This window comes from uncultured Gimesia sp. (genome assembly GCF_963976445.1).
Taxonomy (GTDB): domain Bacteria; phylum Planctomycetota; class Planctomycetia; order Planctomycetales; family Planctomycetaceae; genus Gimesia.
Genome location: NZ_CAXBKP010000023.1, coordinates 57,347 through 84,063 on the forward strand (window position 1 = coordinate 57,347; position 26,717 = coordinate 84,063).

At 50.2% G+C, this 26,717-nt stretch carries 25 protein-coding genes; 11 read left to right on the forward strand and 14 right to left on the reverse strand.

What is annotated here, in order from left to right; all coding sequences use genetic code 11:
* The first annotated feature begins 45 nt into the window (after positions 1–45).
* Together AAC022_RS20840 and AAC022_RS20845 are read left to right on the forward strand one after the other, a co-directional pair.
* Complete coding sequence (locus AAC022_RS20840; RefSeq protein ID WP_339734040.1) at positions 46–1,788, forward strand: ABC transporter permease; 1,743 nt, start codon at positions 46–48, stop codon at positions 1,786–1,788.
* Positions 1,789–1,805: 17 nt separating this feature from the next.
* Positions 1,806–3,110 (forward strand): CNNM domain-containing protein, encoded by a 1,305-nt coding sequence (locus AAC022_RS20845; RefSeq protein WP_339734041.1) that lies wholly within the window; start codon positions 1,806–1,808, stop codon positions 3,108–3,110.
* Between the two features lie 82 nt (positions 3,111–3,192).
* Here the strand turns inward: AAC022_RS20845 and AAC022_RS20850 are convergent, their stop codons facing one another.
* From AAC022_RS20850 to AAC022_RS20860, 3 genes are all read right to left on the reverse strand, one after another.
* The gene (locus tag AAC022_RS20850; protein WP_339734043.1) at positions 3,193–3,444 is read right to left on the reverse strand and encodes a hypothetical protein; all 252 of its coding nucleotides are present in this window, start codon (positions 3,442–3,444) and stop codon (positions 3,193–3,195) included.
* A gap of 227 nt (positions 3,445–3,671) precedes the next feature.
* Positions 3,672–4,709, reverse strand: coding sequence for a hypothetical protein (locus AAC022_RS20855; protein ID WP_339734045.1), 1,038 nt, complete (start codon positions 4,707–4,709; stop codon positions 3,672–3,674).
* Positions 4,710–4,831: 122 nt separating this feature from the next.
* On the reverse strand, positions 4,832–6,415 hold the full coding sequence (locus tag AAC022_RS20860) for an Hsp70 family protein (protein ID WP_339734047.1): 1,584 nt from the start codon (positions 6,413–6,415) through the stop codon (positions 4,832–4,834).
* A 625-nt stretch (positions 6,416–7,040) separates the two neighbouring features.
* Here AAC022_RS20860 and AAC022_RS20865 point away from each other — a divergent pair.
* The 3 genes from AAC022_RS20865 (at position 7,041) to AAC022_RS20875 (ending at position 11,296) form a co-directional block, all read left to right on the forward strand.
* Positions 7,041–8,888: a phospho-sugar mutase gene (locus AAC022_RS20865; RefSeq protein ID WP_339734049.1), complete on the forward strand. Its 1,848-nt coding sequence runs from the start codon at positions 7,041–7,043 to the stop codon at positions 8,886–8,888.
* A gap of 280 nt (positions 8,889–9,168) precedes the next feature.
* Positions 9,169–10,383: an inositol-3-phosphate synthase gene (locus tag AAC022_RS20870; RefSeq protein ID WP_339734051.1), complete on the forward strand. Its 1,215-nt coding sequence runs from the start codon at positions 9,169–9,171 to the stop codon at positions 10,381–10,383.
* Positions 10,384–10,396: 13 nt separating this feature from the next.
* Positions 10,397–11,296 (forward strand): UbiA family prenyltransferase, encoded by a 900-nt coding sequence (locus tag AAC022_RS20875; protein ID WP_339734053.1) that lies wholly within the window; start codon positions 10,397–10,399, stop codon positions 11,294–11,296.
* A 28-nt stretch (positions 11,297–11,324) separates the two neighbouring features.
* Here the strand turns inward: AAC022_RS20875 and AAC022_RS20880 are convergent, their stop codons facing one another.
* Complete coding sequence (locus tag AAC022_RS20880) at positions 11,325–11,594, reverse strand: hypothetical protein (protein ID WP_339734055.1); 270 nt, start codon at positions 11,592–11,594, stop codon at positions 11,325–11,327.
* A 203-nt stretch (positions 11,595–11,797) separates the two neighbouring features.
* On the opposite strand from AAC022_RS20880, the gene AAC022_RS20885 reads away from it, so the two are divergent.
* The 3 genes from AAC022_RS20885 to AAC022_RS20895 all read left to right on the forward strand — a co-directional run bounded on the left by AAC022_RS20885 (position 11,798) and on the right by AAC022_RS20895 (position 14,781).
* Complete coding sequence (locus AAC022_RS20885) at positions 11,798–13,033, forward strand: multidrug effflux MFS transporter (RefSeq protein ID WP_339734057.1); 1,236 nt, start codon at positions 11,798–11,800, stop codon at positions 13,031–13,033.
* A gap of 52 nt (positions 13,034–13,085) precedes the next feature.
* Positions 13,086–14,027, forward strand: a complete 942-nt coding sequence (locus AAC022_RS20890) for a CHAD domain-containing protein (RefSeq protein WP_339734059.1) — start codon at positions 13,086–13,088, stop codon at positions 14,025–14,027.
* Between the two features lie 130 nt (positions 14,028–14,157).
* A complete protein-coding gene (locus tag AAC022_RS20895; RefSeq protein ID WP_339734061.1) occupies positions 14,158–14,781 on the forward strand; it encodes a hypothetical protein in 624 nt (207 codons plus the stop codon).
* Positions 14,782–14,791: 10 nt separating this feature from the next.
* Here the strand turns inward: AAC022_RS20895 and AAC022_RS20900 are convergent, their stop codons facing one another.
* The 4 genes from AAC022_RS20900 to AAC022_RS20915 all read right to left on the reverse strand — a co-directional run bounded on the left by AAC022_RS20900 (position 14,792) and on the right by AAC022_RS20915 (position 16,816).
* Positions 14,792–15,301 carry an N-acetyltransferase family protein gene (locus AAC022_RS20900; protein ID WP_339734063.1) on the reverse strand — a complete coding sequence of 170 codons (510 nt, stop codon included), beginning with the start codon at positions 15,299–15,301 and terminating at the stop codon, positions 14,792–14,794.
* Positions 15,302–15,360: 59 nt separating this feature from the next.
* On the reverse strand, positions 15,361–15,705 hold the full coding sequence (locus AAC022_RS20905; protein WP_339734065.1) for a type II toxin-antitoxin system PemK/MazF family toxin: 345 nt from the start codon (positions 15,703–15,705) through the stop codon (positions 15,361–15,363).
* Positions 15,695–15,904, reverse strand: a complete 210-nt coding sequence (locus AAC022_RS20910) for a hypothetical protein (RefSeq protein WP_339734067.1) — start codon at positions 15,902–15,904, stop codon at positions 15,695–15,697. The genes AAC022_RS20905 and AAC022_RS20910 overlap by 11 nt, the downstream gene beginning before the upstream one ends.
* Before the next feature lie 162 nt (positions 15,905–16,066).
* Entirely contained in the window at positions 16,067–16,816 is a 750-nt protein-coding gene (locus AAC022_RS20915; protein ID WP_339734069.1) for an aldolase/citrate lyase family protein, read from the reverse strand.
* 156 nt (positions 16,817–16,972) lie between these two features.
* Here AAC022_RS20915 and AAC022_RS20920 point away from each other — a divergent pair, with 156 nt between their 5' ends.
* On the forward strand, positions 16,973–17,821 hold the full coding sequence (locus tag AAC022_RS20920) for an SGNH/GDSL hydrolase family protein (RefSeq protein ID WP_339734071.1): 849 nt from the start codon (positions 16,973–16,975) through the stop codon (positions 17,819–17,821).
* Positions 17,822–17,970: 149 nt separating this feature from the next.
* On the opposite strand, the gene AAC022_RS20925 is transcribed toward AAC022_RS20920, so the two are convergent.
* Positions 17,971–19,674, reverse strand: a complete 1,704-nt coding sequence (locus AAC022_RS20925) for an FHA domain-containing serine/threonine-protein kinase (RefSeq protein WP_339734073.1) — start codon at positions 19,672–19,674, stop codon at positions 17,971–17,973.
* A 223-nt stretch (positions 19,675–19,897) separates the two neighbouring features.
* On the opposite strand from AAC022_RS20925, the gene AAC022_RS20930 reads away from it, so the two are divergent.
* Positions 19,898–20,476 (forward strand): DUF3365 domain-containing protein, encoded by a 579-nt coding sequence (locus AAC022_RS20930; protein ID WP_339734075.1) that lies wholly within the window; start codon positions 19,898–19,900, stop codon positions 20,474–20,476.
* Positions 20,477–20,500: 24 nt separating this feature from the next.
* On the opposite strand, the gene AAC022_RS20935 is transcribed toward AAC022_RS20930, so the two are convergent.
* The 5 genes from AAC022_RS20935 to AAC022_RS20955 form a co-directional block, all read right to left on the reverse strand.
* Positions 20,501–21,547: a metallophosphoesterase gene (locus tag AAC022_RS20935; RefSeq protein ID WP_339734077.1), complete on the reverse strand. Its 1,047-nt coding sequence runs from the start codon at positions 21,545–21,547 to the stop codon at positions 20,501–20,503.
* Positions 21,548–21,653: 106 nt separating this feature from the next.
* Positions 21,654–22,028, reverse strand: coding sequence for a hypothetical protein (locus tag AAC022_RS20940; protein ID WP_339734079.1), 375 nt, complete (start codon positions 22,026–22,028; stop codon positions 21,654–21,656).
* Between the two features lie 103 nt (positions 22,029–22,131).
* Positions 22,132–23,010: a DUF1559 domain-containing protein gene (locus AAC022_RS20945; protein ID WP_339734081.1), complete on the reverse strand. Its 879-nt coding sequence runs from the start codon at positions 23,008–23,010 to the stop codon at positions 22,132–22,134.
* A gap of 99 nt (positions 23,011–23,109) precedes the next feature.
* The gene (locus tag AAC022_RS20950; protein WP_339734083.1) at positions 23,110–24,525 is read right to left on the reverse strand and encodes a FecR family protein; all 1,416 of its coding nucleotides are present in this window, start codon (positions 24,523–24,525) and stop codon (positions 23,110–23,112) included.
* Positions 24,525–25,130 carry a sigma-70 family RNA polymerase sigma factor gene (locus AAC022_RS20955; protein WP_339734085.1) on the reverse strand — a complete coding sequence of 202 codons (606 nt, stop codon included), beginning with the start codon at positions 25,128–25,130 and terminating at the stop codon, positions 24,525–24,527. The genes AAC022_RS20950 and AAC022_RS20955 overlap by 1 nt, the downstream gene beginning before the upstream one ends.
* A 510-nt stretch (positions 25,131–25,640) precedes the next feature.
* On the opposite strand from AAC022_RS20955, the gene AAC022_RS20960 reads away from it, so the two are divergent.
* Positions 25,641–26,699, forward strand: coding sequence for a hypothetical protein (locus AAC022_RS20960; protein ID WP_339734086.1), 1,059 nt, complete (start codon positions 25,641–25,643; stop codon positions 26,697–26,699).
* Positions 26,700–26,717: the final 18 nt, after the last annotated feature.

Consider the following 26,717-nt stretch of genomic DNA (forward strand, 5'->3'; position numbering starts at 1 on the left):
TTAATATAATGTTGCTACTTATCGGGTAAAAGAGGCCAGAGAACATTGTTTAGCAATCCAATATTCATTCGGGAAGCATTGACTTCCCCCCGCCAGATTCGCCATTACCTGATTCGTTCCGGTTATGTTGCTGCGATTTTCATTTTGATTTTCACTGCTGGTCAAACGATCCTGGGAACTCAGCAGATCCAGACCACGACGATCGGGGAATTTGCCCGCCTGGGAAATTTGATCTTTCAGATGATTGCTTTTTTGCAGTTGCTGCTGGTCCTGTTTTTCACACTCTTATTTTCCGCGGGCAGTATCGCCCAGGAAAAAGACCGCGGGACCTTGATTCTGCTCTTAATGACCGAGCTCAAAGACCGTGAACTGGTCAGTGGGAAAACACAGTCGAGTCTGCTGGTGGTTTATGTACTGCTGGCTGCTTCGATTCCGGTGTTTGTGTTCCTGTACCTGCTGGGCGGAATTGAACTATCCCAGATTCTCTGGATGGAACTTTTAGGTCTGGTCACTGTTTTCGCAACAGGAAGCTGGGCCGGTCTAGTGGCATTCTGGCGCGAAAAAACATTTCAGACGCTGGCGATCAGTGTGTTGGGAATGGTGGTTTTCCTGGGAGTGGTCGAGTTGGCCGTCAGCCTGTTAGGGACACAATCAGTGGTGCGACCCTGGATTGCGGGCTTAGACCCGTTTCGTACATTATATGAAATTCTGAACCCACTCTCACTGAATATGGGATTGCAACCGGTTTCGATCTCTGCCTGGCCTTCCTTGATCAGTCTGTTTGTGTTGGGAATCGCCCTCAAAGGTTACACCGTTTTGCGGCTGCGGGTCTGGAATCCTTCACGCTCTGTTTTTAAAGCGACGCCCAAAGAAGATAAAGAAGCAGTTGTCATAAAAGAGCAGACGCGAACCATCTGGCCGAATCCCGTAATCTGGCGGGAGATCATGACCAAGGCGTACGGGCGAAAGATCTATGTGATCAAGCTGGCTTATTTTCTGCTGGCTGGCTTCACGCTCTGGGCCGCCGTCACATCGGACGCGGTTGCTGAGGGGACGTTGTATCTAGGCGTGATCCCTCCTCAGGGGCTGGCTTTTGCAGGGATTGCCTGGCTGAGTCTGGTCCTGGCGAACACGCAGGCTGTCACGTCCATCACTTCAGAAAAAGATAGTAAAACGCTGGAGCTGTTATTGGTGACCGATATTTCTGCCCGAGAATTTGTACTCGGGAAGTTAGGCGGCATTTTCTATAACAGTAAAGAAGTAATTTTGATCCCGATCTTGATTTTGGTGTATCTTGTTAGCCAGGGTGCTTTTTCTACAGAAGGGTTTCTGTGTGCTCTGATTGGTTTCATCGCACTGATGATTTTTGCAGTCGTGCTAGGCCTGCATATGGGGCTGACTTATGACAATAGTCGTTCGGCCATTGGAGGTAGTTTGGGCACTATGTTTTTCCTGTTTATTGGGATTGGCATCTTCATGATTCTGCTAGTGCAGGCACGGTCTTCATTTGCATTACAGTTGCAAAGTTTCCTGGTATTTATTGTCGTAGGAAGTGCGGCTTTGCACTCGGCTTTGACGCACCGTAACCCCTCGCGGGCTCTGGCGATTTCGGCCTGGTTGCTCCCATTTCTGACCTTTTATGCCATTACTTCGTTTTTACTGGGAGGAACTCTGGGAGTTCTGATTACGATTCTGTTTGCGTATGGGCTTCCCGTTCTTGCAATGTATATTCCGGCAGTTTCCGAATTTGATGTTGCCCTGGGAAAAACCACTTTTGATAAAGGATAGAGCGGCTACCCCGTTTCATGATAATCGCATTTATTGATTCCGCCGCAATTTGGTTTCCAGGATCACTGGCGTTATTCGCCTTGATTTGCGCTTCCGGCTTCTTTTCAGGAAGCGAGACGGCCATTTTTTATCTATCGCGGGGAGATCTCAGACAGTTCAGCAAAGGGAAACCGAGCGAGCAGATCGTGGCGGCTCTGGCCGCGGATGCCGACCGGTTACTGACTGCAGTGTTGTTCTGGAACCTGTTGATCAATCTGTCTTATTTCGCAGTCGCAGGAGTCATTGCCAAGAAACTGGCCGACGCCGGGATGACAGTGGGAGCCGGCTTTTTCACGGTCGGGAGCCTGCTGGCCATTATTCTGTTCGGCGAAGTGCTCCCCAAGAGTCTGTCGATTGTCTTCCGCAAAAAAATCGCGGTCATGGTGAGTTGGCCGTTGGCGATCTCCGTGCGAATTCTGGACCCGGTGATTCCGCTGCTGCAAAATATCAGTCGGATGATGCGGCGGACATTCTGGCCTCAGATTCAGAAGGAATCGTATTTACATTCGGAAGATCTCGAACGGGCCGTGGATGCGTCAGGCGCCAGTGAAGAGGTGATTCGCCACGAAAGGCAAATTCTACATAACATTCTGGATCTTTCCGAAATGCCAGTGGAAGAAGCAATGCGTCCCCGGGGAACCTACCTCACTTTTAATATGCCGTTAAAGCTGGAAGACCTGACGAAAATTACGCCGAACACCGACTACATCATTTTGCGCAAACGCAAGAACGATTCAGATGAAATCGATCGGATTATCTCGCTGACGGAATTGTCTTCGTTTACTGAAAAAACGTTGAATCAAAAATCGAAGCGGGTGATTCATGTTCCCTGGTGTGCGAATCTGTCTGATGTCTTTTCCCGATTCCAGTTGGAAGACTGTCGTTTCGCTTCCGTGGTGGATGAATATGGTGAGACGATCGGTATTCTCTCGCACGATGATATCATTGATACCATACTTTCACCCGAACCAAGCCGGGCCAAACGGATCTTACGACGAGAGCCGGTTCGCGAAGTCGAGCCGGGCGTCTATCATGTCGAGGGGATCACGACACTCCGCTATCTGTGCCGTAAATTACAGCAGGATTATGAAATTGCAGATGATGGCCTGTTAACGGTCGCCGGAATGTTCCACGAAAAACTGGAACACATTCCAGAGGTGGCTGACGTCTGCGACTGGCTGGGCTTTCAAATGAAAGTGATCGAAGTTCGCAAGCTGGGACATTTGATTGCAGAGCTTCGCAAAATGGAGTCGACGAGCGAAGGTCCAGCTGATGCAGAGTGATGCGAAGCAGGGTACGGGACCTGCTTAACCCCGTTGTGCGCTAGCAGGTAAGCTTACGAAATCCGGGTAAGTGAAATCTCGCTTATCTGCGCCGCTGTGAGAGCAGTGTGTTATACAGACTGTCAGCCGTTTCGAACACTTTCACATTTGCGGCGATCTGGTGTTTGAGGAGCGGGAGCTCTGCTATGCCGCTGGTGATCAACGGGCTGCTTTTTCCGGTTTCGCTTTCAATTCCGTACGATACATTCTCTGCAATTTCTGCCACGCGCTGACTGGTGCGGTCAATGCTTGATAGCGCCGTATTCATTGCAGAAGTGATAGAAGAAATTGCCATCAGAGGCTCCGGAGTCTGAATCATTTCATTGATGTTGAACGGAATCAGGCAGGCTGCAGGGAAAACCATTCAATCAATGATAGCTTTCCCTCTTACCTATATACCATATTATCGGAACTCGGGTCGGCAGGAATCAGAGCTGTGCGGTTCACTGATAGGCAGACGCGAAAATCGTCCCGACCATGGCAGTTGTGTCGGTTATGCGGCGTGTCCCGATCAGGGCTGTTTTACTTCTTCCATATCCCGGACATCAGATAAAAGGCGATGATGGGAACGGAAAGCGTGGTTAGCATGAAGTGCCACGGCCACGTCTGTGGGAAGAGAAAGTTTTTCAGAACAAACTGATCGATTAAGATCGCACCACAAAATGCCCACCCACTGAAAATGAACGCGAGTTGTTTCTTTTCTTTCAGTTCTTCAGGTGAAAGCTGGGCTGGCCCGCGGGCTGGTTTCTTTTTTTCGACCTTTTTAGCAGGTTTGGCCGCTTTTTTAGATTTGGTTTTCGATGCAGTTTCTTCGGAAGGGATCTCTTCGTCCTCAACCTCTTCTGCAGCAGCATAGAATTGTTTGATCCCACTATTAATGGAGCGGGGCATGGCCAACACCCAGCGAGAGGGAACCTGATATCGCATGCGCAGGTCGTCTTCCAGGTCATGAGTCGGTCGATCCGCACAGGCAACCAGCAGTACGTCGTCGTCAATGAAGAGGGGCAGAATCGTATTGCGTTTGGCCACATGCTCTGGCAGCTGAAGCAGAATACTGTGATCCGGAATTGTTTCTTCCAGATCGATATAAGGCATTCCCTTCGAACGGGCCATCGCCTGTGTTGCGGTCTCGGCATTCACGAAACGCATCTGGACGGCGGCGTCTCTCATGGAAAGTCCACGTTGATCGGCAAATACCTTCAGTTCATTCGCCTGGTCTTTTGTGATATGTCCCTGTTCCAGCAAGATCTGTTCGATCGATTGCGGGCCTGTTTCTTCATCCTCGTCGAACTCACGTCCCAGGCTTTCATCGTACTCTCGTTTACGCTCCGGGTCTGTTAGACAGAGCATGGCTTTCGCCAGTTCGTTTAACAGCTCTTGTGACTGATTAGAGTATTTTCCGGACGCATACTTGCGAACGTGCCCATTTAATTTTTTATAATGAGCGCGAATCTTTTCTTCTTCGTCTTCGAATTTGACCAATCGCAGTAAGTCATAATGGTGTGGGGGGCGATCCCCTTCCGGAATTCCCAGCCAATCCTTGTAGACATCTATTGCCACCTCAGAGGACTCCTTGCTCTTAGATCAGAAACGAAGTGATCAATATCAGTTTGATATTCTCAATAATAAGTTTTCACCGTGATCCGTTTTCACAGCGATACCGTCCACAACCAGATGGAATCTTACTCGACCAGATAGTCTTTCGCAAGAATTTCGAAGCGGTCAATGCCTGCCGTATCCAGTCCGGAATCACGTACGATCTCAGTTGCCGATTCATTATTGCCTGTCAGCTCTCGTGCGGATGCATGAATTCGACCATTGGCATCATAGCGGTAGGTCACTTCCACAGGCGAGCCCTTGGGTAGATTCGCAGGCAAGTTCAAAATTCGGAAATCGCCGATGGTCGAACAGGCATCAGGATCACCGGCCTCTCCTTCCAGAATGACGACATGAATCCGCTGCTGATTGTCTGAGGTCGTCACAAATTTCTGACTGACACTCGCGGGGATTTCCGTGTTTCGCTTGATCATAATATGATTGATCTTGCGTGTGCGATCATTGGGGTCGGTGATTTTTACACCCAGAGAGTGTGAGTTCACATCAGACGTGCTGACGCTGCGCAAGCGTTTGATAACGGCCTGAGCCATACGGCTTTCGCCACCAGTTGCCCGGGCTTCCAGAATCGCCGCATGAATGGCGGCACCCTGTGCCACTGCTTCTTCGGGGTTCATTGTGCGTGAAGGTTCGCTGCCGCAGACGTTTTTCAACATTTCTTCGACAACAGGCATCAAAGTCGAACCACCGACCAGTACCACATCATCGAGCTGACCTTTTTCCACGCCCGCCTGTTGCATTACCAGTTCCGTCGTGTCGCGGGTTCGTTGCAGCAAGTCGGCTGTCATGCGTTCGAAATCGCCTCGTGTGAGGGCGACCGTTAATGTGTTCCCTTTGTGATAAATTGAAACAGGAGTCTGCGCTTTATGGCTTAACTCGCGTTTGGCATCTTCACACTCCTGCACGCAGGTCCGCATGGCGACGGGATCTTCGCGCGGGTCACTGCCAAATTTCTTTTTAAACTGCTCTGCGACGTGGTCGACGATACGTTGACTCCAGTCGAGCCCCCCCAGCATGACGTCACCATCAGTCGCGAGTACGCGGAATTGAGTCGGCGAATAACGGACAATCGTGACGTCGAATGTACCACCACCCAGGTCGTAAACGAGGATCGTGCGTTCGCCATCTGGCATGGCGTTGGGGTTGCCTAACTCATCCCGCTTCCAGGCATATGCCAGCGTTGCCGCCGTCGGTTCGTTGATAATATCAATCACATTCAAACCGGCAATGCGACCAGCGTCCTGAGTCGCTTTGCGACGAACATCATTGAAATAATAAGGGACGGTAATCACCGCATTGGTAATGGGGCCGATATCTTTTTCTGCATCCTGCTTCATCTTTTTGAGGATCAAAGCAGAAAGAAATTCGGCTGTCAGTTTTTTTTCCTGATAGACCACATAAAAATTATCGTCGCCCATGTGTCGTTTGACGGCTTCGACGATGCGGGTGGGATCGTCTTCAATGGCGGTTCGTTCAAAAGAAGGACCTACTACAACGCGGCCTTCTTCTCCCAGCAACACAACGGAAGGGGTAATCGAACGCCCGTCGGTATTCTTCAAAGAGATGGGCTGACCATCTGTGTCAAGTTGTGCGATTGCTGAGTAGGTTGTTCCTAAATCAATGCCAACAGTATGACCTTCAACAAACTTCATAGTGCTACCTTAATTTCGTTATTCAATCAGGTTCATCATGGAACAGGACGTTAGAGTGGAACTGAGAGAAGCGGGAAACAGACCAAGAGAACTCTCTGCTTGTTTCTCAGCTCTCAGAAATCGAGATTTGTATTACCAGTTTTGCTATGTGCTGACTCAATCCACCTATTCTGCCACTGTTATGATGGGGAATCAAGGACTTGATTGGTGGGAAACCAAAAACTGGCAAAGTCTTAAAGAAAGGGGATGCTCTTTTGTGGGCAAAAATTCAGTGCTGCCCTATTCGGAATCATTGGTAGATTCCGTTTAATCCGACTGAGAAAAGTATATCTGATTTCGAGACAAAGTACGCTTTTTGTGATGATTTCAGTTCGAGAGGAATCGTTCCCCCTTTATGGTAAGCCTCGTCTGCCTGTGAAACGGGAATTTGCGTGAGGCTTGGCTCACAGGGAGGTTCACTCTACAATCTAGCTCACGGCGGAATTTCATTCTCGAGGATTTCTCTCTGATTGTCGCAAGTCAGCTACCAGGAAATGAGTCTCTCTGAGAGTGAAAAAACGCGATTTTTAATTAGAAAAACGTAAAAAACAACCCCCGCGATCCCCAATACGGAAATGATCACAGGATGAACCAGTCGTCCCCTTCTTTGGATTCCCAGCAGGCCATCGAACTTGCCCGCTCTGCCGTCACTGAAAAACAACTTTCTGAGTCTGCTCTCACCAATTTGCAGCCTTGGCTTACTGAACCTCAGTACGCTCCTTATCAGCCCGCACTGTTACAGCTGATTGAAGCCAGAGATTTCGGGACGTTAGACACATATTTTTGGGAAGTGATTCCCTTTGGAACCGGGGGCCGACGCGGTTTGATGAGTGATTTCGGTTCTGCCACGATCAACGAAAGAACGATTGCAGAATCGGCGCATGGACTGGCTGCCTATTATAAAAAAGCCTCTGGTAACGAGACCGGAAAAGCCGCGATTGCCCATGATTCCCGAATCAATTCAAATCGCTTTGCCCGCATCGCTGCGAGTGTCATTGCCGCGCACGGTTTGACGGTTTACTTTTACAAAACCTCGCGTTCCACGCCGGAACTTTCTTTTGCGGTCAGACAGCTTGGCTGTGATGTGGGAGCGATGATTACGGCTTCTCATAATCCTCCCTCTGATAATGGCTTCAAGGCGTATTGGTCCACTGGAGGCCAGGTGCTTCCACCCCACGATCAGGGCATTATTGATGAAGTTTATCAGGCGACCGAAATTCCGATGCTGGACTTCGATCAGGCGGTGGCGCAGGGATTAATCAAATACATCGACGAGGATCTTGCCGGTGAATATCGCAGTTCGGTCATCACACAGAGCCATTCGACGAACCGCGATCTAAGTGGATTGTTTTCCCCCCTGCATGGGGTGGGAGAAACATCGGTTTTTCAAGTCCTGCAGCAGGTGGGGTTTACCGGGGTCAAGCGGTTTGAGCCACAGTGCGAGCAGAATGGGAATTTCCCGAATGTGCCTGATCAATTGCCTAATCCGGAACGTACTGAGGTATATCAGCCGGCTATTGAACTGGCGAAAGAAACCGGCGCAGAAATCATTCTGGCCAGCGATCCGGATGCCGATCGATTGGGCGTGTGTACCCGGAACGAGGCAGGCGAATTCATTCATCTCACAGGGAATCAGGTCGGTGCCTTGCTGGCCGATTATGTACTCCGGAAACGTCAGGAAGCGGGGACTCTGACACCGGACCATTATGTGGTTGAAACGATTGTCACGACCCCTTTAATCGGAGCGATCTCTCGCGCAGCGAATGTGCGGATCATCAATAATCTGCTGGTCGGGTTTAAATACATCGCGGAAACGATGGATGAAGAAGGTCCCGCTAAGTTCGTATTTGGTACGGAAGAATCTCTGGGGTATCTGGCGGGCGAATACTGTCGGGACAAAGATGCAGCCGTTGCGGCACTTTGGATTTGTGAACTGGCGGCGGAGTTGAAAAGTGAAGGGAAAACACTGCTCAATCGTCTGGATGAGCTGTATCTCGCGTACGGTTACCATCTGGAAGGACAGGTTTCCAAGACCTGTAAAGGGTCGTCAGGAAATGAACAGATCAAGCAATTGATGAAAGCATTTCGTCAGACACCCCCGCAAAAAATGGGAAATCTCACATTTACGTTGGTTAGAGACTATCAAAACCTTGAAATTCGGTCATTACCCGAAAATACCCCGTCCGAGACCTTTTCTAAACCTCAGGGAAATGTTCTGATGTTTGAAGCAAAAGGAGCAGGTTCGCCTCTGACTGTACAGCTGGGAGTGCGACCTTCAGGCACGGAGCCCAAGATCAAGTTCTATTACTTTGCACAGGCAGCAGTGACGGATCCGACCCAACTTGAGGAAACCAAAAGTGGGGCACTGTCGACGATTGAAGACTTTAAGCAGGCTTTGATGGATTGGATTGATCAAACCCTGGAAACCAGCTAATTTTGCTTCTCAGGAAAGACTCGTTCAAAAATTCGGCGGAATCAAGAATCTTTTGATTGTGTTGCGTTGGTACGAACCTACAATTATAAACGTGATTAACATAAATTCTGTGACAAGGGAGTTCGTCACATATTCCTCACAGAAATAAACCTCGCATGAAAGCAGCAATCAAATCTGCCAGACCGCGAGTAAAGCAGTCTTCCTTTTGTCTGCTCCCACCTAGCACTATATCATCAGTGATTTTAATTGAATCTAGTTTTATCAGTTTTCAGGCAGCATCATGACGAAACAGCGTATCGGGATTTGGATCATCGGAGCATGGGGTGGCGTTTCAACGACAGCCGCCATCGGACTGTTATCGCTTCAGAAAGGGCTCACGGGGACCAGCGGACTCGTTTCGGAACATCCTTACTTTGAAAAGCTTGATCTGGCAGGCTGGGATCAAATGGTTATCGGCGGACATGAGATCCGCGATACCTCGTTTATGGAGGCTGCTAAGCATTTTAGTGAAACCTCGGGCGTGTTTCATCCCGCTCTGTTGCAAGCGGTTGAGCCAGAGCTAAACGAGTTCGATAAAAACGTCAAACCGGGAACACTGATTCATGTCGGTGATACGATTCGTTCGTTAGCCAGTGATGCGGTCAAGAAATTCGATCAGGAATCATTGCAGGACACGCTGGCACGGCTTTCCGGTGATATGGCCGCATTCCAGAAACAGCATGATCTGGCGCATGTGGTAGTCGTCAATCTGGCCTCGACCGAACCCCCGGTCGAAGAATCAGCCAAAGCTCTGAATCTGTCTGAACTAAAAGAAGCGCTGGCGTCGGCAGACACGTCGCCGATTCCCGCCAGTGCCCTGTATGCGGTCGCCGCCATCAATGCCGGCTGTTCGCACCTTAACTTCACCCCTTCCGCAGGGACAGACCTGCCGGCGTTGATTGAGCTGGCAGAAGAGAAGCAGGTACTACATGCAGGCCGTGACGGAAAGACCGGCGAGACATTGATGAAAAGTGTGCTCGCGCCGATGTTTGCTCACCGGAATTTGAATGTGATGAGCTGGGTGGGGCATAATATTTTCGGGAATCTGGACGGCAAAGTCCTCGATGATCCGGTCAATAAATCAAACAAAGTGCATTCTAAAGATCATCTGCTGACCGAAATTCTCGGTTACAAGCCACAGACTCTGGTCTCGATCGAATATATTGAATCGATGGGCGACTGGAAAACTGCCTGGGACCATATTCACTTTAAAGGCTTCCTGGATACGAAAATGTCACTGCAGTTTACCTGGCAGGGGACCGACTCCATTCTGGCGGCACCACTGGTGCTTGATATGGTTCGCTTTACGGAGCGGGAATGGCGTCGCGGCAATCGATCTGGTGTGATGACGCATCTGAGTTCGTTCTTCAAGAGCCCGATGCAGGCAACCACTCCCGAATTTGAGCGTCAGTATCAGCAGCTTGAGGAATGGGCCAACACAGTCTCTGAGGAATAGAATCACTGTCAACATGAAGAAGTGTCTGGCTTACTTTCAATTGATGCGTCTCCCTGCTGTATTTACGGCGATGTCGGATATCATTCTCGGCTTTCTGTTGACGCACAGTTCTTTCAATCCGCCGCTCTCGTTTGCATTACTGCTGGTTGCTTCCGCCAGCCTGTATCTTTCGGGCATGGTGTTTAATGATGTGTTCGACCGGAAAGTCGATGCGGAAGAACGTCCTTCGCGGCCGATTCCTTCAGGACGCATTTCGACTCAAAAAGCGGCAGTCTTAGGCGGCTTGTTGATGCTGGCGGGAGTCGGCGCTGCACAGACGGTTGGCAAACAGAGTCTGATTGTCGCCGGCCTGCTGCTGGTTGCCATACTCGGTTATGATACGATTCTGAAAAAAACATTTCTGGGCCCGGTGATGATGGGCGTCTGTCGTTTTCTGAACGTGATGCTGGGTGCGAGTGCTGTGGCGCGGGAAATTAATCTCTGGGTCAAGCCGCAACTCCGCATTGCCGCCGCTTTGGGCCTGTTTATTATGGGGCTCACCTGGTTTGCCCGCATGGAAGCAAAACAGAGTCATCGGGGCCATTTGATTGGCGGTATGCTGGTGATTAATGCGGGGCTCGGCGCGCTGGTCTGGATGCTGGCGACCTATCCCTGGCCGCAACAGATTAATCTGTCGATGGTTCTGGCTGCGATAGGCGTGGTGATACTGACCATTAATCGGCGTCTGGTTCAGGCTGTTTTAAATCCGGTGCCCCAAAATGTTCAGATCGCTGTCAGAACGATGCTTTCTTCTTACGTGATGCTCAACGCGATCCTGGTCTTTGTCTGGACCGCGAACCCGCAATACGCCATCCTGACCGCTGCCCTGCTACTGCCCACGATCATTCTTTCTCGCTGGATGTCAGTCACCTGATTCAGCCAGGGCTACGGCCACTCTGCTGTTATAATGTCGGCTGGAACCCCATCACCTGATAACGGGCCAGTTCCATCGTGTCTGTGAGCTTGATGGCACAGATTGCCTCGTAAGACAGCATGACTTTTCGCGCTCCCAGTGAATCCGGTTTATCACGCTCAAACAGCACGACCCCATTCGAAAGCAAATAGTTTTGAAAGGGAATGGACTCCTGATACGTGGTCACCACAATTCCTTTTTTGGGAATCGCTTCCGGCCAATTCTCTAAAATAGAACGCCAACTTTCTGCACTTTGCATAATATCTCTCTTTAGTAAGTGTCGAGAAAAGAACTCATTCAGAACGCGAAAGATAGGATTTCAGAATCAATTGGGCAAGAGGAACATTTCCTCCAACGGGTTATCCCTCGGTTTTCACGCGGTGTTGCACTCGATATGATTCACAGGCATGCGTCGTGCCAGTGCCGATCTCATGGATGAACTCCGTTTAGAAAATACTTTCCTTGAACCACAAACGAGAACCAGCGGCCATCGCGTTTGGCGAATTTGTTGCATTGATGGCGTCTATGCAGTCATTAGTCGCTTTATCTATCGATGCGATGCTGCCTGCACTCACTGAGATCGGCTATGATCTGGGAGCGAAAGCGGCCAATGACAGTCAGTTGATTGTCTTTCTTATTTTTCTGGGGCTGGCGCTCGGGCAGGGCATTTATGGTCCCCTCTCTGATACAACGGGGCGAAAACCGACCGTTTATCTCGGCTTCAGCCTGTTTCTGGCAGGGGGTTGTCTAGCTCTGTTTGCGACGGATATGACTGTGATGCTCTGTGGCCGATTCCTGCAAGGGCTGGGACTGGCAGGTCCGCGGTGTGTGATTGTGGCGATTGTCCGCGATCAATATGAAGGTCCCGCGATGGCGCGGGTTATGTCATTTGTGATGACGATTTTCATTTTCGTTCCCGCGATCGCTCCCACTTTGGGGCAGGCGATTTTACTGATCGCACACTGGCGCGCCATCTTTGCAGCACTCTTGGGTTGTGGTGTGTTGACGCTGTGCTGGTTTGCATTGCGGCTTCCAGAAACTTTGAAGGAAGAAGATCGTATTCCATTTTCGATGGGCCGTATCAAGCGTGCTATTCATGAAGTCTGTTCGCATCGGGCTTCACTGGGGTATACAATTTCACTAGGTCTGATAACGAGTGCCTTTTTGGGTTATCTGAGTTCAGCACAACAGATCTTTCAAAAGCAGTATGAACTGGGAACGTTGTTTCCGCTATACTTTGCGGTTTTGGCATTGTGTATCGGCGGTGCTTCGTTTGTGAATGGCCGACTCGTAGGGCGATTTGGTATGCAGTATTTGACGCGCAGGTCCAAATGGATTTCGACGGTCATTTCTATTTTGTTTTTTCTGTACGTGCTCTCGGTGGGGGGGCATCCGCCGCTATGGGCGTTGATGGCGTATATGATGGTCATTCTGTTCTGCTTCGGCATCATGTACGGAAACTTGAATGCCATGGTGATGGAACCTCTGGGACATATCGCTGGCGTGGGAGCTGCTGTGACGGGGGCCCTCTCAACATTGATCGCCGTCCCTTGCGGCATTTTAATTGGTCATAGTTATAATGGCACCGTAATTCCTATAATCAGCGGGTTTGCCATCTCGGGCGTGCTGATCGTAATCGTGATGCATTGGGTGGAATCACAAGCGACAACTCCACAGACAGAAACAGACGTTGATTAATAAAGTCTTCGGCTATGACTTAGGTTCGTAATAATAACACTTGGGTTTTGTAATGAGTTATCAATTCAAACAGCAGGAATCACTGGAGAGCGGAGTCCGACGGATTGCTGCAGAGCAATTGAGTCAGGCGATCCGCGAGTTAAAAAACGCAGAACAGAACCCGCACCAGACGATCCACGAAGTGCGGAAACATTTCAAGAAATTGCGTGGTATGATTCGCCTGGTTTGTTCCGGATTGGGTGATGACTATGCGCGGCTCAATGTCTGGTATCGTGATGCCGGGCGACGCCTATCGCGTGTCAGAGATGCCGAGTCGATGCTGGAATCGCTTCAAAAGTTGAAAGAGCGGTTTTCCGATCCCAAATATGAATATACAGAGCTGTTTTCTGAATTAGAAAACCGGTTTCTTGCTCGGAAACAGCAGCTGGTAGAAGAATGGATTGATCTGGATCTTGAATTGCAAAGTCTGTCTCAGCAGTTGGAAGCTGCTCTGGAAGCCGTAGAAGGCTGGAAGATCAAAGGGAAAGCGGCGAAAATCATCCGTGATGGTTTGCAGCAGACCTATCAACGTGGTGCAGACGCATTAGCCATTCTGCATCAGCGTCCAGATGATGACCTGTTTCACGAGTCCCGCAAGCGGAGTAAATATCATCTGTATCATATGCGGCTCATCAGTGCTGTCTGGCAGCCGATGCTGACCGCTCGTATTGCAGAGCTGGACCTGTTGAATGATTATCTGGGCGATGATCATGACCTGACGGTGATGACACAACTGATTACCAGCGAAACAGAATCATTCGGCTCAGCTGCTAATGTAGAGCAACTTCTGTCGCTGATTCGTGAGCAGAGACAATCACTGCAGACGGCGGCGTTTCAAATGGCGGATCGAATCTTTGCCGAGAAACCGAAGGCGTTTGCCCGTCGTATGCAGGCTTACTGGACTCTCTGGCGCGACGAACGTGGTGGTTCCTCTGGCACGATTGACGGCGAGTAAAACGGGACGGTTCTTGAATTGCACCCTTTTTCCGAGTACAGTGATCGCAGCGGTCAGATTCGTTGTTTCATAGTCGCATGTGCGTTGAGGTGCAGGCTATGTCTGAGAGGTGGGAGTTCGGGGGACCAGCATGGATTCAACAGAGCGCGAAGAAACACCAGAAGTGAAGTCAGAGGCAGACGCTAAAGTGAAGTCAAGCCGAACGCCATTGATCGTCAGAGGGCTGGTGATTGCATCGCTGATTGTGGTCTTGATTGGCGTTTATTCGGAGCAGATCTTTCAGTCCCAACAGAAAGGGGATTCCTTCAAGGACGATTTGCAGAAGCTGGGTCTGGCGTATCACGAATTTCATCGGGTCCATGCGCATTCGCCGACCAGCATGGATGATTTGAAAGACTTCCTGGACAATCCGCCGCCACCCCCGAAGCCGGAAGGGATCGTGCCCCCCGATCCGGTCACCGTGATCGTGGTGCCAGACTCCTTGATCAAACAGATCAGGGAGGGGCGTCTGATCGTTGTCTGGGGGGCCGTGTTAACCGATTCCGGTCAGGAAAATGATCAATACCTGCTGGCGTATCACGTTGATATCAGCAAAAACGGCGGTTATGGATTGACGGCCGCGGGGCGGGCACTGGAACTGACAGCAGAGGCGTTTCAGAAAATGCCGCTGGTAAAAACCGAACAAGTAGACGACAAGGAACCAGAGACAAAACAGAGTGAGCCGGATATGTCTGAGGCGCAAGACAAGGACTAAACTCCGATCCTTATTCTACTTCCGGAATCCGTAGCAGGGAAATTAACAGCCCGCGCTTCTGTCCGTGGACTTCTGCGATTTCGGGCAGATGCCCGCAGACTTCAAACCCGAATTTTTCATTCAGGTGTTTCGTTCCCTCATTATGATCGAAGTGCATACCCACAAGGGTGGTGATACCGAGAGCCGGGCAGGCGTCGATCATCTTCTGTAACAGGAACGTACCCAGCCCCTGTTTCTGATGCGAATTCGAGAGATACAGACTGACCTCGGCGGTCTTGTCATATGCGGGGCGACCGGCATAGAACGAAGTCACATAAATGCAGGCGACAATTTGGCCTGTTTCATCCTCCGCCACCCAGATCGGTCGTTTGTCCGGCGAGAACTGCGCAAACCAGGCACGCCGACTTTCGACCGTGATCGGTTTCGTATCGGCGGTCGCAGTGCCAGCGGGGATTGACTGATTGTAGATCTCAACAATCGCAGGCAGGTCATCAATCGTGGCATCGCGCGTGGTGATCATCGTGGGGCCTGTGGGATAAAAAATGTCGATAATGTTAGTATTGAAATGCCGTCAGTTGCTCAATTTAATTCTAAGGCTACACGCAGACATTTTTCGACATCCTGCATTGTCGCATTCGAAAGAGATCCGATTACCTTTGCGATGTGCTGTTGTCGAATCGTGTAGATATTGGAGCAATTGATTACCGAAGTCCGACGAAGTCCCGACTGTTGCCAGTCAGGATGCTGCTGGTCAAGCAGAAGTTGAGTGCCTTCTAACTTACGACGAATGGTTGTGGTAATCTGCACAACAATCGTATTAGACATACGCGCGTTATCGCTCTCGTTTTGGACAACGAGAGCGGGCCGAACCCCTGCAGCAGGATTAGTAGAACGAAAATCAACAATAACGAGATTATTTCTCATTGAGGTATTCTAGATATTGCTCAGGATTTTCATCATCAAGCGATTCGATCACTGCCGAATAGGTTTCCTCCGTTTCGCGAATATGTTGTATTTTTTCAAACAGATCCTCACGGATCAGGATACAGTCCACATCGCCAACTTTGATGGAGACTTTTTCTCCACGGGAAACAGCCTCTGATTGTTCTTTTGATAGTTTCATTGTTACCTCCGAGTAAATTGTTGCAGGGATAATACAGAGAGGCAAGTATTTTTTTGAAAAGCTGGGAGAATGCATCTATTTCTAAGCACTGTTTGGAACGTTTGGTGAAGAAGTTCATTTCTGAAAATCATTGTCACAATGGTGTTGATACTTTTTTAACGCTCACCTCACCTGTCCCAGCATTTTGCGGGCGGCGTGGCCCAGCATTACGGTGTCCACGCCGACGGTGATCAGGGTGAAGCCCTTTTCGATGTATGGTTTGACCGCGTCGACGGTGACGCCGAAAATGCCCAGGGGAATGTTGTGTTGCTTACAGACTTCTGTGACATGGTCAATCGCACCGGTGACTTCGGGGTGATCGATTTCGCCGATGCGTTTCAGGCTGGCGGAAAGATCGTAGGGACCAATCAGAACGGCATCGACGCCCGGGACTTTTACGGTTTGTTCGATCGCATTCACCGCGTCTATATGCTCGGCCTGGACGACGACTGTGATTTCTTCGTTCGCTTTTGCCAGATAGTCATCAAAGGTAAAACCGTAACCGTGGGCGCGACCCAGGCCGACGCCGCGGGTTCCCTCGGGTGAGTAACGGGACCAGGAAACGATTTTCTCTGCCTGTTCCGCGGAATTGACCTGCGGTGCGATGATTCCGTCAGCGCCGAGATCGAGGGCTTTCTTGATGGAGATTTCTTCCGGAGCGGGGAGCCGAACCAGACTCGGCAGCTTGTGGCTGACGCGTCCGACGATGGCCTGCAGGTCCGCGGGCGAATAGGTGCTATGCTCGGCGTCGAGGAACAGCCAGTCGTAACCGACGTCCGACAGAATCTCAGCCACTTCCGGGCAAGAGAGCGTGACCATGGGGGCAATCAGCAGTTCACCTTGTTTCAGTTTCGAGCGGAAGTTATGTGACACGGGGCAGTCCTCAATAATGTTTGTGTGGGATTAAGTGATTAAAACCGGGTTGCGAAAACAATCTACCGGATAAGATTGTTTCTCCTCGCTGTGTGCGGTATTCTGAAATGAACGTGTTACCTTCGATTATTTCATTTAGATACCGGAAAACTAGCGATGCTCAACCCCGTTTTCTTTTCGCGATCCACGCTGTTTGTGTTTCTGTTGACAGGCTTCATCGTAGCTCCCCTGTGGGCGAAAGACAAGAATACCGAACCAACCAATGCCGCCGAAGCAGCAGCAAAAAAAGCGAAGCAGGCGGCTGAGAACGACACAAAGTTCGCCGCCTGGAAAGCGACACTCTCTCCGGAACAGCAGGCCTGGGAGACCGTTCTGGAAGAAAACTTGGGCGGATTTTATCTGCCGATCTATAAAAAAAATAAGCTGTCTGGCCGCGCCACCGCCTGGGACTACGTCGCCGATGATCCGAAACTGCCGCGTGTGATCTTGGTTGGGGACTCTGTCTCACGGGGTTACACGCAGGCCGCGCGGAAGGCGCTCGCGGGTAAAGCGAATGTGCATCGCGCACCGGCGAATTGTGGACCGACGGCGACCGCGTTGAAAAAGCTGGATGTCTGGCTTGGGGACGGCAACTGGGATCTGATCCATTTCAATTTTGGGATTCACGATCGTCGCACGCCTGCAGCCGATTATGAATCGCGTCTGGAAGAAATTGTCAAACGCTTGAAGAAAACCGGAGCGAAACTGGTCTGGGCTAGTAGCACGCCGATTCCCGCTGACTGGAAAGAGGGGCCGCAGATCAAAACGTTACTCGAAGAAAAGAACGTGATCGCAGCCCGCGTCATGAAACGTAACGGCGTGGAGATCGACGATCTGTTTACGTTCATCACGCCGCACTTGGCTGAAACACAGAATCCCAAAGACGTGCATTTCAACGGCAAAGGCTATGAGATGCTGGGCAAAGAAGTGGCGAAACAGGTTGAAAGTTCGCTAAAACAAAATTAGAGACCGAGTAAGATTTCAATATCGGTTCTGTAAACGTTTGACAAAGTGAGCGGTACGGCGCCAGCCGCCGTTTTTGATAACGTTGCGTTTCACACAAACGGTGGCTAGCGCCATTCCGCTCACAGGTTGGTTTGATTTCTTCAAATTTGCTACGATAGAAGCCAGTAACCGATGCCGGCGATCAGGCTGATGCCAATGAAGACAGAAGCGGCGATGATCAGTTTTTTGTACTTGCCTTTTGTTGTGTACTGGTTGGGAGAGGCGACGCGGAAATGGTAACTACCGGCGAGTGAGAGTGTATTGCCGGGGAATATAATCTGTTCCTGAATGCGTCTGCCATCCACTTCGGTGCCGTTTTTGCTCTTCAGATCTGAGACGATCCAGCCGGTGTTTTCAAAATGGAAGGCACAGTGTTCTCCCGAAATGCCGGGGCGGTCGAGTTGAATATCGCAACTGGCATTACGGCCTAAAACCATCCGTTGTCGGTTGATGGGGAAGCATTGTTTATCGTCGAGGCAAATGATTTCGATCGGCTGGATTTCGTTGTTGATGGCGTCGGTCGCCTGTTGTGCCATCTGATCGGTTGATTTCACAGGCACGGCATGACGCAGGATGCCGCTCTTGGAAATGTCCGATTCGCCACGCGTGAGTCGTTCGATGCCTTCTGTTTTTTGCCGCGCCTGTTCCGCGACATGGCTGGCAGTTGCAATCCGGGACGAGAGTTGTGGTTTGAGGATGCTCGAATGGGTGATGGCATTACGGGCCTTGGCTTCCTCTACCCGCTGAGAGACAATTTTGTTGAAGCGGAACTCGACCGGGCTTCGTTTCGCGTAGGGTTCTAAGGCTGCGGCGACGTCTTTCATGGACTGAAACCGGTCTTTGGGTTGTTTGGCCATCATTTTTTCGACAATCGCGATCACTTCCCGAGGAACTTTGGGCGCGATTTCCGAGATGGGCCGGGGTGTCTGCTCGCAATGGGCTTGAATTTTTTGGGCGGCAGTTCCTTTAGGGAAGGGGAGTTTGCCCGTTAACAGTAAATACATCGTACAGCCCAGGCTGTAGACGTCGGTTCGCGCATCGACGGACTGCCCATCTTTGGATTGTTCGGGGGCGATATATTCAGGAGTGCCGACACAGCCATGACCAAAGATCATAGCCAGTGAAAATTCTGCCTCGGGATTATCTTTTAACAGTGCCAGGCCGAAGTCGAGAACTTTGACGAGTCCTTGAGAATCGATGATCAGATTTTCCGGCTTCAAGTCGCGATGGATGATCTCGGCCTGATGCGCGTTGTGAAGGCCGAGCGCTGCCTGCAAGATGACATCACAGACCTGAGGTGTGGGCAGCGACTTTTGTCTGAGCAGCACCAGTTCCAGCAGGCTGATGCCTTTGATAAATTCCATCGCGATATAACAGATGGCGCCGGTGTCATCATAGTTGATCGTACGTACGACGTGCGGATGGTGTAAACGGGCGCCGGCGGTGGCTTCGAGTTTGAGTCGCGTGAGCATGCCGGCATCGTTGCGGCATTTCTCATTCAATACTTTTAAGGCGACAGGGGCTGCGGTCTCCACGTCTTCTGCCAGATACAGGCTGCCCATGCCCCCGAATCCGAGCACTTCCAGAACTTTATAGCGATCAATAAAAAAGCCTCGCGTGCGGCCGGTCAGCAGGCGTTCGCCCTGGTAACGCGTGAGGACTTTTTCTGTCACCAGTTTTTGGGCCACCTGTTTGGGAGAGTCCAGCTCTTCCAGCTTGAATTTGTCTACCAGTGCGCGAACCTCTTCCGCCGAGAGCAGTTTGCTCTCCTGTAGCAGATCAAGAAACGATTCGACATCACACGGTTTAGACATAACACACTATTGTGAGAAATGATTTAAAGAACATGCTGCATTATATAGTTGTGCAGTTCATTTTGGTAGCGGCTGCGAACTCCACCGAGAAGTGGTGCGATTTCTTTGTTCTCAAGCAGGGATTGGTTTCAGAGCTCTTTTTCTTGACAGGAGTGCTTAGTGGCTCTTATATTGGATTGAAATGTCCGATATTGATTCCGGGTACCCAGGAGAGTTGGCAGCCATGTTTTTGAATTTGCAGATACCGCGATTATTAAGCTTATCCCTCTGCGTCGTTGGCGTTTTGACGGCAGTCGGGTTTGCCGCGGAAGGGGTGAAAGAGGAAAAAGCCTGTGCCGAGAAGGAAGTGGCGCGCGCGGGGCTGAACGGGGATCAAAAATCCGTATCTATTGATGCCGCGCGCGAGCAGGCGCGGTTGTTACATGAAGCTTTGCATTCCACGCTGTTGATTGTGCATCGCAAATATTACCGTGAGGATGAAAAGCTGCCGATTCCGTCCAGTGTGCTGGACGAGGTGTTTGAAGAAATGCAGCGGACGCGGAATATCAAATTCCGCTGGATTTCGGTGAATGCGGAGGCGATGAATATTGATCATGAACCGAAAACCGCGTTCGAAAAACAGGCGGCCGAAGCACTTTCCTCGGGGAAAAAAGAATTTGAGCAAGTCGAGAAAGGCATCTACCGCCATGTGGGGACGATCTGTCTTCCTTCACAGTGTCTCAAATGTCACATGCCCAACCGCCGCAGCACCGCCACGCGTTTTGCCGGCCTGATCATCTCGCTGCCAGTGAGCGAGAAATAACGATCAGGACCGCCTGACGCTGACTCATTTTGTCATCTGATATTCCAACGTGAACTGATGCTGATCGCGCTCGGGAACGATGCTGGTTTTTTCGCAGTACTCTTGTGTGACCGGGTTCCAGGTACGGACTTCGATTTTATTCTGATCCGGAATAAATTTCATCAGGCGGAAACCGTTCGAGCCGTAGTCGGAAAGCAGCTCATGAACTGTGTTGCCGTGTTGACCTTTCACACTCTGATGCAAGGCTTGGGTACGGCTTTGATCGCCGCAGCAAATCATAAACAGGTTTTTGTGTTTACTGAAACATTTATCCCACATTTGTTGTGATGTGTTGCCATTGGTGCCATGACATTTTTTCCAGGTCATGCGGCCCTTCGGGGTGTCAAAGTAATCGCGCGCTTGCTTGGGGCGATTGAGTGGTCCCAGTCCCATGTGAGTGGTGATGATGGCTCTTCGGTCACTGTGTTGTTCTAAAACCTTGTCGGCCCAGGCTAAGACGGAATCGGGGGCATTGCATTCCAGATGCAGAAAGAGGAAATCCATGTCGCCTGCGGAAAACAATTGGAAACTGTTGGCATTGTTACCAGAGATTTCAGGCTGACCATTGGGAGATTTGTAACAGCCGCCGTACCAGTCGAATTTGCTGAACCGTGATTGAGGGAAGTACTTCTGGAATAGTGAAGAATCGCCGGTTTTTGTGATCATATCGTGGTTGCCGACACTGATTCCATAGGGGACCTTGCCTTGTAGTTTATTCATACATTTTTGTGCGACGGTCCATTGTTCGTCGTTATTGCGGTCCACGATGTCGCCCACATGACTGACAAACACGATTCGCTGGCGCTGCAGTTCATCAATGATGCAGTCGGTAATGGCTTCAAAAACCGGATTGCTTGTAGGCGCTTGCGCCTGTTTTTTTCGGTTGGTTCCTTTACCTTGATAGTGTTGCGTATCGGGGATGATGGCGAGGCTGAAGCTGCCTTCTTCTACAGGGGGAAGTTCATCTGCGTGCACGGGCAGGACGTAAGCAGCGATGGCAAAGAGTGTCGTGACTATTTTTGAAAGCTTCATGTTGGTTCATTATTCCTAAGGCAAGTCGATCAGCGTGAGTCGTCGCTCTGTGATGATTAGCTCAGTGATGATAAAGAGGAACGAATTCTGAAATATGTGATTGCGATTATGGCAGTTCAATTTCCACTTTCGGGTTTTGTGATTTCAGTGCAGCAAACGCCGGTTGTTTGAGATCGGTTTCCGTGGCATCTACACGTATGAGTTTACTCAATCTGGCTAAGGTTGCAATCACTTCAGGTGTGGTTTTCTCTGGCAATTTGACCGCAACGACTTCTCCGTCTGAGTCGAGCACGATCTCGGCCCCGCTGTCATTGAGTTCTGCGACAGCCGTTTCGACTGCGGCTGAGGGTTTGCTGGCGGCTGGATCGATTTTCGCAGAGGAACAACCCACTACGGTGACAAGGAAAAGAATGATGCAGGCAATGCGTGATGATCCTGCAGAAACTTTGCCAAATGGGTATTTGTTTTGTTGAACGATCATTTTATTTTGAATCCTGATTTGAAGCTGAGACTCAGCAGGCAGGAAAACTGCGTTTCGGCAGTCCTCCTGCGCTGGCTCTGAATTGTTTGAAGCACATCGCCGTTTAGAACTCGCCGATCACTTTCCCGTCTGCGCGGCTGCCGAGATACGAGTAAATAGTCTGGCTCATGTTTTCACTCAAAAACCGTACCGATCCATCCAGCAGCAGAAAATGTGCGCCTCCTGGATGGAGGCTGCCGAATGCGACTTCATTTGTCGTATTCATCGGCACGCCCGTACTGGCGACATGTTCAGAATACTCACGTGGTGCACCATCCCATCCGCCGATCGAAGTCGAGCCGATATAAAAGTGATCTTTGAAGACATCGAAATTATTGATGCATTCGCCGGCTGCGATTGTATTGGTAGTACCATCGGTAATATCACGCAAGCGTATGGAACTGTTCAGAAAGAAGGTGCCATCCGCGTCGGTGACATTGGCTTCACTGTCCGAAGTACGTGTTCCGCTATAACAGGCCAGATAGGATGTTGGTACGCGTCCATCAATGCCGTCATGATTACGGTGGTCGACTGTTGTGTCAGACGGGCAGCGATAGACGCTAATAAAAGTAGCACAAGCTTCTTCATTGGCGCCGGTCCCCCAGTCTGCATTGAAATCGATTGTATTGTAGACGTTTGCTTGATCGATTCCGGGCAGAATGGAGCCGCTCCAGCCGAGTCCACCGTTGCCAGTTGACGTATTGGCGACGACGAGATCGACGTTAAATCCAGGGGGCAGAATGCGGAATGTCTCATGGTAATTGTGAAACGCGATTCCCATTTGCTTCAGGTTGTTTTTACACTGTGATCGACGAGCGGCTTCTCGCGCCTGTTGAACTGCCGGTAAGAGCAGGGCAATCAGGATTGCGATAATGGCGATCACAACGAGTAACTCAATCAGTGTGAAACCGCGGCTGTTGGGATGTTTTGAACGGGTTTTCATCTTTCGTCTCTTCTCACTAGGAATAGATAACAGGGTTTGTCATTTTCCGGTAACGGGATCCGGAACAGTTTTAAAAACTCAAGGGAATTGGTGCGGCAGTTATTCCTCCGTCGCCACAATGATTCGGATTTGATCGCGGCCGATACCGCCACTCCCTCTCTGGCTCCAGGAGACATCCAATGTATGACCTTCTTCTGAGAGTGTTGTTTTGTCGCTGCGATCAATGCCTCGACCACTTTGTCCGAATTTCTGGTTGTCATAGGCAACATCAGCAGCCCCTAAGGTCTGATCCGTGGTATAAAAGTCCTTATCTTTTTTGAAGCCACCCAATACGGCATGTTTGAAGTGAATGGTTCCACTTAATCGAACTGTGGGATGATCCTGGCCTTGTGCGTCCTGGTGCGGGCCATCCAGATGCAGCAAAAATACATTGACTTTCGTGCCTTGGGGAATCACCTGTTTGATCTCTTTCTGATTCTCAGGCGCGCCGGGATGAGGGATTTTCCAGACCGTGACATCTTTGGGGAGAATCAGGTTTTTTCGTTCCTGAAACAAATAGATGTGCTGGCTGCTGGTGAACTCGCCGGCTCCGATCTGCTCGGGGATTTCCTGTCGATATTCAATCGCGCCCGCCAGCCTTTCAATTTGTGCCTGGAATTTGAGTGCGCGCGTGAATTTGTCTTCATTCGTTTTGAGAGGCAGCGGTGCGCTGCCATCGCTTTTGATTTGAATCGCTTGTCCGGTTGTCAGAAAGTGCGTCAAGCTTTCTACGCGATCGTCCTGTCGTTGTGCGCAGACCACCTTACCTTGAAATACATGCGTTTCTGATGTGCCGTCAGCGTCGACACGAACTCCAAAACGGGTACCTAGATCGACGACCCGCTGTGATGGCGTTTCTACAACAAAGCCCACTGCCACTGATTCGACTTCTGCAGCCAGCGACCCTTTCTGGAGCCGAATGCTGTTGTGATGCAATAATTCGAATGTGGCCGGGCTTTCCAGAATCACTTCGGCTCCCGAATTCATTCGAAGCTTGGCGACTCCTTGTTGCAGTTGATAAGTGTGGCCAGTCAGGAGTGGTGCATTCTCTGATAAGGGCCGGTGATCCTGAGTTAATAATCCCTCCGCCATTTCCTGGATGACTGCGACCTGTGTATGGGGCAGTGGTTTTGTAGCGTGATAAGCAAAATAGGAGAGTACTGTTAGAGGAATAAAATAACAGAGTGTGAGTAACAGATAGTGGGATAACGTCTTTCGTGTGGCCGCCTTTTTTTTCGTGGGTAATTCGTGAGACGTGTGGTCATGGAACAGGTCCCATTGATCGGGGACCACGAATTCTTCTTCCAGAATCAGTTCCGCATGCATGTCCATTAAGAACACATACAGTCTTTGTGCTTCCGGGTCTCCTCGCAGCAGATCGGCTAGTTCCCTGAGTTGAGATGTACTGGCAGTTTCATTTTGCACTTCATAAATCAGTTTCACGAGTGCCTTCTGATTGCGGAGTGTTTTGCTCATCAGGCATCCTCCGCATTCATTTTACGTTCAATACAGCGAAACAGAGCAGTGCGAATTCGATCCAGATGACGATAGATGGTACTTAAAGGCTGGTCCATGATGCTGGCAGCCGTTTTTGCACCGTGTTCCGATTCATAGATCAGTTGCAGCAGATAGAGGTCTTTTTCAGGAAGTTGTCGTTTACATTGTCCGAGAAAATCACGTCTGATTTCGAGCAGTTCGTCGTACCTGGCATGCGTCGCAGCGATTTGCGTCAGGAGTTGTTCGTCAAATAAAGCAGCGAATCGTTTTTTGCGTTCCATTAATCGCAGCACTTCGATACGGGCGATCCCAAAGGCCCAGCGTGTGAAGCTGCCGTCTGATTGATATTCACCAAACTTTCTCCACAAGACGAGACTGGTTTCCTGCATGACTTCGTCTGCATCATTGCGGCAGGGAATGAGCGTGAGAATGAATCGAAAAATTTTGGAATAGGAATTCGTATAGAGGCGCATAAATTGCTCATCGTCTGCTGGTTTCTGATGCGGTTGCGCATCGGAGTTCGCTGCAGTGGGTGAGTTAAAAATAGATCGATTTGTGGTGCTAAACGAGTTAGAGCAGTCCATCACAGTCTTTCCGGAAAGTGCCTTCCAGAGCTAGCTAAAAGAAAACGGGAAGATTAAAAAGCCTCACGATATCTCCCATTTCGGTAGATAAAATTCTCAGACAAATATGAGATTTATTTGTTTTTGTCAGAGTACAAATCAGCGTGATTTAGAGGGGGGGATGTATTTGGCTGGGCATCTCACAAAATAAAACGCTTTGGGGACTGTAGATGCTTTGAAAAATATTTATATGGACTGGTGGAGAAATTACGCGACCTAAACTGAATCTTCACACATCAAAAATGCCTTCTTAACGATTGTGTTCATACGTGACCTGTCTAAGTTTGCCATCGTGATTGGAATCGAATTCGGATCGATGTCTGACAACGTTGGGAAAAAGTACTTGTATCATTTCTGGGAGGGCAAATTTTAGATGGCTGAGTGCAGAATATGAGCGACTTCTGATATGATTGAGTGTTGGATCGTTTCTTTGAAATTCCAATGAGGGACTCAAAAAGTTCGGGGTAGGTCATGAGTGGAATCATCGGTCATACGATGTATGCGATACTGGCGGGGAGGGCGGCTGCACAGCAGAAGCTGCCGATTGCCTCTGTGATCAATCAGCACTATGCCAGTTATCTGGCGGGTGCCTATATGGGCTGTGATATTCAGCTCATGCCGGAAGCGGTCTGTGTTGATACCGGTCAGGAAGTTGGCTTTGGGACGGCCCCCTTAGAACGCAGTCCGCTGACGGGGGGCGAAGTCAAGCCGTGGTCATTGCAATTCGGAGATCGGGAGTATCGTCCGCGGGAGATCCATCAGCTGTTTTATGGGCGGGCTCACGTGGTCTTTGGCTGGACGCCGGCAGAACGAAAACAGACGGTGCCTTGGGATCATCTACCAGACTATGCGGCGATGGTGTTTCAGGATGCCAAAGATTTTTACGGCCCTGGAGAACGGAAGCTGGCGTATCTGTTTGGCTGGCTGGCGCATATTGTTGGCGACAGTCTGATTAAATCGGTCCAGCCGGGGATTACGCTCGATCTGTTGGGAGGCAAGTACACGCCGACGAATCGTCCGATACAAGATCTGGTGTCGTTTCATGAAATCGGGCGGAAAGAATTACGCCTGGACTGGGCCAGTCTGTTGAGTGATCTGGCAGAGACCCCAGTCGAACCGGTGCAGTTGCATTACATGCGCGTGGGACAGCCGCGGGGCATGTTAGCCGCTGATTTTCCGGATGCCTGGGCGCCGCAGCATGAGCCGCTTTTATTACGTGTTCTGGCAGAGAATCGCCGCTATCAGAAAATACGCAATCCGCGGCTGATCAAAAAATATGCGCTAAAACAAAAAGGAACGAACTGGGTTTGTGACGCAGAGCTGAGCCGCAAGACAGGGGGGCTTTCGTATGCGGAAATGGTGGAAGCTGCGGACAAAGCAAATCTGCGAGGCGCGTTGTGGGATATGGGAGAAGCGATTGCCGCATTGTTCGCGCAGGTAATTGAGCGCGTACCTTATTTGCAAAGTTTGCCAGACAAAACGGTTCCTGGCTGGGATGAAATCACGGTTCGCTGGAAAACGGAACCGTGATTGTTGATGGCGGAGTCT